The 5,441-nt window shown below is 71.2% G+C and carries 3 protein-coding genes; 2 read left to right on the top strand and 1 reads right to left on the bottom strand.

The window, feature by feature from the left end; translation table 11 throughout:
- Together U9980_RS03580 and U9980_RS03575 are read left to right on the top strand one after the other, a co-directional pair.
- On the top strand, positions 1 to 1,830 hold a 1,830-nt coding region (locus U9980_RS03580), incomplete at its 5' end, for a PD-(D/E)XK nuclease family protein (protein WP_322766663.1).
- Positions 1,827 to 5,141, top strand: coding sequence for an ATP-dependent DNA helicase (locus U9980_RS03575; RefSeq protein ID WP_322766662.1), 3,315 nt, complete (start codon positions 1,827 to 1,829; stop codon positions 5,139 to 5,141). The genes U9980_RS03580 and U9980_RS03575, both read left to right, overlap by 4 nt.
- A gap of 110 nt (positions 5,142 to 5,251) precedes the next feature.
- Here U9980_RS03575 and U9980_RS03570 read toward each other — a convergent pair.
- A partial coding sequence (locus U9980_RS03570; protein WP_322766661.1) for a hypothetical protein occupies positions 5,252 to 5,441 on the bottom strand: 190 nt, incomplete at its 5' end.

Below are 5,441 nucleotides of genomic sequence, written 5' to 3'. Positions count from 1 at the left end.
TCGGCGGAACTCATCCGGCAGGCCGTCGCCGACCCCGACCGCACCCTGCTGATGGTCCCCGACCACATCGCGGGCCCGGCCCGGCGCCTGGGTGAGCTGCTGCGATCGGCGCGCGCGGTGCGCGACGGCGGCGGCACGCCCGAGGACGTCGTGTGGGTGCTGTGGTCGGGCACCGGCTGGCCCGCCCGGCTGGAACGGGCGTCCGCCGCGGGCGGGGCCGCCGGCCGGGCGGCAGACCGTGATCTGGACGCCCTGGTCGCGCTGTTCGCGACCATCGGCCGCTCGAGCGTGCGGCACGGACCCGGCACCGGCATCGGCCCACTCCTGGACGAACTGGAACAGCAGCAGATCACCGGTGATTCGCTGACCGAGCGTCCGGCCCGGGCGGATGTGGTCCGGTTGCTGACCGCCCATCGCAGCAAAGGCCTGGAATGGGATGTCGTGGTCGTCTGCGGCGTCCAGGACGGGCAATGGCCGGACCTGCGAACCCGCCACTCGTTGCTGGAGTCCGAACGCCTGGACCGCCCGGAGTGCGGGGGGATGCGTGAGGCCGCGACCCGCACCGAACTTCTTGCGGACGAACGTCGGCTGTTCTACGTTGCGTTGACCCGGGCACGGCGCCGGCTTGTTGTCACCGCGGTCGACTCCACCGAGGATCAGGGTGCGGGTCCCAGCCGGTTCTTTCGTGAACTGTGCGACGCGGGACCGCTCGGTGTCTCGGTGACCATGCACCGTTCCCGGCTGGCCCGTCCGCTCACACTGTCGTCGGCGGTTGCGGCGCTGCGCCGGACCACGGTCGACCCGGCCTCGACGCCGGCGATGCGGGCGGCCGCATCGGTGCGGCTGGCGCGGCTCGCGGCCGCGGTTGACGACGTGGGTCGGCCGCTCGTCCCCTCCGCCCGTCCAGGTCGGTGGTGGGGGCTGGCCGAGGTGACTGCGGGCGACGTTCCAGCGGTCGCCGCGGACACCCCCATCCGATTGTCGGGGTCGTCGCTGTCGGTGCTGGCGATCTGTCCGATGCGCTGGTTCCTTGAGCACGAGGCGCATGCGCAGGCCGCGACCAGCTCCGACATGGGCTTCGGCAAGGTCGTGCATGCACTCGCCGACGAGGTCGCGACCGGGCGGACCGCTCCCGACCTCGACGCGCTCGACGCCCGGCTGGAACGGGTATGGCGCCATCTCGCCTATGAGGCGCCGTGGCGTTCCCAGCAGCAGCGGGCGGCGGCGCGCCAGGCGCTGGCCCGGTTCCTGGTGTGGCACGCGGCCACGCGCCATCGGCGGTTGGTGGCCAGCGAGGTCCCGTTCAGCTGCGACATCGTGGTGGGCGGACGGACGGTGAAGCTACGGGGTTTCATCGACCGCATCGAGCTGGACGATGACGGCCGGGTACACGTCGTCGATTTCAAGACGGGTCGGACGGCTCCGTCCAGTTCGGATGTGGCGCGTCATCCGCAGCTCGGCACCTATCAGCTTGCCGTTCGTCACGGAGCGGTGGCGTGCGACGCCGATGGAGCCCGAGCCGAGCCCGGCGGAGCGGAACTGGTGCACCTGCGTCTTGACGCGGCGTCAGGTCCAGTGCCAGAGCCGGCGCCGGATCCGCCGGATCCGCCGGATCCGCCGGTTGCGACCCCGGCGGCTCGGGCGCCGAAGGTCCAACGTCAGGAGGCACTGCCGGTCGACGGCCCCACCTGGGTAGACGACCTGCTGTTGGACGCGGTCGAACACATCGACGCGGAGCGCTTCCCGCCACGTCCGGGCGCGTCCTGCCCGACATGCACGTTTCGGCGGTGCTGCCCAGCCCAGGATGAGGGACAGCAGGTGATCACATGACCGTGGCTGCGGCGGCTCGACCGACGGGGCTCGACCTGGTGCCGGCGGAGCTGCGTGATCTCCTCGGGGTGCCGTTCACCGATGAGCAGATCACGGCGGCGACCGCTCCGCTGGAGCCCGGGGTGATCGTCGCCGGGGCTGGTTCGGGCAAGACCTCGGTGATGGCCGCCCGGGTCGTGTGGTTGGTCGTGACCGGTCAGGTGGCGCCCGACGCCGTGCTCGGGCTCACCTTCACGACCAAGGCCGCGGGCGAACTCACCGACCGGATCCGCCGTGGCCTGGAGAAATCCGGTCTCACGGGTGCCGCCGGCGTAACGGGGGGCGAAACCTGTGACGGCGAGCCCGGCGAGCCGGTCGTGTCCACTTACCATTCGTTCGCGAAACGGCTGGTCACCGACCACGCGCTGCGGCTCGGCCTGGAACCGGGTTTCACCCTCCTTGCCGACGCAACCCGCTACCAGCTCGCCGGGCGAGTGCTGCGCCGCCACCGCGGACCGGTCGCGGCGCTGACCAGGCCGCTGTCGATGCTCGTCGGCGACATCATCTCCCTTGACGCGGAATGCAGCGAGCACCTTGTCGAACCGGGCGCGTTGGCTGGTTTCGATCTCGGCTGGCTGGCCGAGATCGAAACGGTGCTCATCGCCGAACGGGAACGGCCGCGTAACAAGGGTCATGTCGACGCTCTCGGCCGGATGGCCCTGGTCGCCCGGTCCCGCCGGGAGCTCGCCGCAATGGTCGCGGAGTTCCGCGCGGCCAAACGCGAGCTCGACGTCATCGACTTCGGTGATCTGGTCCGCCACGCCGTCCGACTGGCCGCCACCGTGCCGGCGGTCGGCGCGTCGGAGCGTTCCCGGGCCGGGGTCGTGTTGTTGGACGAGTACCAGGACACATCCGTAGCGCAGCGGCAGATGCTCGCAGGCCTGTTCGGCAGTGGTCATCCGGTGACGGCCGTCGGTGACCCATGCCAGGCCATCTACGGTTGGCGTGGCGCGTCCGTTGCGAACCTCGACGGCTTTCCGGACCATTTCCCGCGCCGTGGCGGCGGGCCGTCGCGGGTGTACGAGCTGTCGGTCAACCAACGCAGCGGTGGGCGGTTGCTGAGCCTGGCCAACGCGGTCGCGGCCGGCCTGCGGGCCCGACACCGCGTCGCGCGGCTGCGTCCGCGCGACGACGTCGCAGACCGTGGCGAAACGGTTATCGCGCTGCATCCGACCTGGTCGCAGGAGGTTCGTTGGATCGCGGCGACGTTGCGGGAGGTCGTCAGTGCCGGCCGCGCACGGCCGGGGGAGTGCGCGGTACTCGTGCGGGCGCGTCGCGACGTCCCCGCGCTGTACGCGGCCCTGCTAGCGGCTGAACTGCCGGTGGAGGTCGTGGGCCTCGGCGGTCTGTTGAGCCTGCCGGAGGTAGCCGACGTCATCGCGACGCTGGAGGTGCTGGACGATCCGACGGCCAACGCGGCCCTCACGCGGCTGATCACCGGTCCGCGGGTGCGGCTGGGCCGCCGTGACCTCGCGGCGCTCGGGCGCGCGGCGCGTGAGGCCGTCGGGGTCGGGGTGGCCCGCACCGCCCCCCTCGACCAGACTGGATCCGACCCTCTGGTACCCCACCAGCCGGCGGGCGAAGCGCTGCCGACCGATGCGCTCGATGAGGCGGTGCTCGGGATCGACCCCTGCGACGTGGTCGCGCTCGCCGACGTGCTGGACGACCCGGGCCCACAGGTGTCGCCCCAGGCCAGGGCCCGGCTGCGGATGCTCGGTGCGGAACTGCGCTATCTGCGGGCCCACATCGACGAGCCACTGCTGGACGTCATCCACCGGATCGTCGAGGTCACCGGTCTGGACGTGGAACTGGCGGCGAGCCCCGAGGCGATCACGGCCCGCCGCCGTGACAACCTTGCCGCGTTCATCGACGTCGCGGCGGGCTTCACCGGTCTGGACAACGACGGTTCGGTCCGTGCGTTCCTGGCATTCCTGCGTGCCGCGCAGGAACACGAGCGTGGTCTGGACGCGACCAGCCCGTCCGGCGCGGATGCCGTCCAGCTGATGACCGTCCACAAGTCCAAGGGGCTGGAGTGGGAGGTCGTGGCCGTGCCGAACCTCAGTCACACGGTTTTTCCGATCACTACCGTCCGGTCGAAGTGGACCACATCGCCGTCGGTGCTACCCACGACCCTGCGCGGGGACGCCGACGATCTGCCCGTGCTGCCCGGCCTCGGTAAGCCCGACCTCGCCGGCTTCGCCGCCGACTGTGACGCCTATCTGGAACGGGAGGAACGCCGTCTCGGCTATGTCGCGTTCACCCGGGCCAAGTCCCTGCTGTTCGGCAGCGGGCACTGGTGGGGGCCGGCGCAGCGTCGGTTGCGTGGGCCGTCGGTGTTCCTCGACGAGTTGTACGAACACGTGCGCGCCGGCCACGGCAGGGTCGCGGTGTGGGCGCCGAAACCGTCCGAGGACGAGACCAATCCACAGCTCGCCGGCATGCAAGACCTCGACTGGCCGCTGCCGTATGAGCCTGCGGCTTATGCCCGCCGCCGCGCCGCCGCCGAACAGGTCACGGGATACCTCAGCGCGCTGGGCGCGGATCAGCCGCTGCCCGTGGACGATCGTGATGGGATGACCCCGGCGGAACGGCAGACGCTCGCCGAACTCGACCGTGATGTCGAGCTGCTGTTGGAAGAAGCTCGCCGTGCCCGGCGGCCCTCCCGCGAGGTGGAGTTGCCGCGTGCGCTCACCGCTTCCCAGGTGGTGCAGTTGAGATCCGATCCGGCGGGGCTGGCCCGCGACCTCGCCCGCCCGATGCCGCGGCGCCCGGCGCCGCAGGCGCGTCGAGGTACGGCGTTTCACGCCTGGGTGGAGGGTGTCTTCGAGCAGGCCCCGTTGCTCGATCCCGAGGATCTGCCGGGGGCTGCGGACGAGGCGGTGGACGACGGCGAGATCGCGGCGTTGCGGGAGTCGTTTCTGGCGAGCCCGTATGGTCGGCGGCGTCCGTTCGCGGTAGAGGCGCCGTTCGAGCTGCTGATCGCCGGCCGCGCGGTCCGGGGGCGCATCGATGCGGTGTACGACCTCGGGGGCGGCCGGTGGGAAGTGGTCGACTGGAAGACCGGCCGCCAGCATGCGGACGCGGTGCAGCTGGCGGTCTACCGGCTGGCCTGGGCGCGGTTGCGGGGGGTGCGTCCGGACGCGGTGGACGCGGCATTCCTCTATGTCCGCTCGGGTGAGGTCGCACGTCCGCCGCTGTTGTCCGAACCCGACCTCGAGGCCCTCCTCGCCGACCCGTCACCGAGATCTGACGGTCCGCGGACCGCCCGCTGACGGGGGATCGGGCCGGGCCGACCGATCGAGGCGAAGGTGGGTTTCTTCTTCGATGAGCTGCTCGCCGCTGCCCGGGAAGTTCGGTGAGCTGTCTCGTTCGACTGCAGTGATCAGACAACGTGCACCAGTTGCGGGAGCGATGACTCACCCAGCCTCGTGGTCGTACCGGATGTCGTGGCGGTACTCGACATCGCGCTGAGAATGAGCGGTGTGCCCGCCGTGCTCAGGTCAGTCGCGGCCGTGGCGGAGAAAACCGCCACCAGCGCGATTCCGGCGGCAGCCACGTAACGCACCAGCGCG

The sequence above is a fragment of the Protofrankia sp. Cr1 genome, from assembly GCF_963555865.1.
GTDB lineage: Bacteria > Actinomycetota > Actinomycetes > Frankiales > Frankiaceae > Protofrankia.
This window is presented reverse-complemented; position numbering and strand designations above follow the sequence as displayed.

What these genes read in the sequence shown, in the direction of transcription:
- U9980_RS03575 (WP_322766662.1), top strand. Translation starts at nt 1,827, where the DNA reads ATGACCGTGGCTGCGGCGGCTCGACCGACGGGGCTCGACCTGGTGCCG.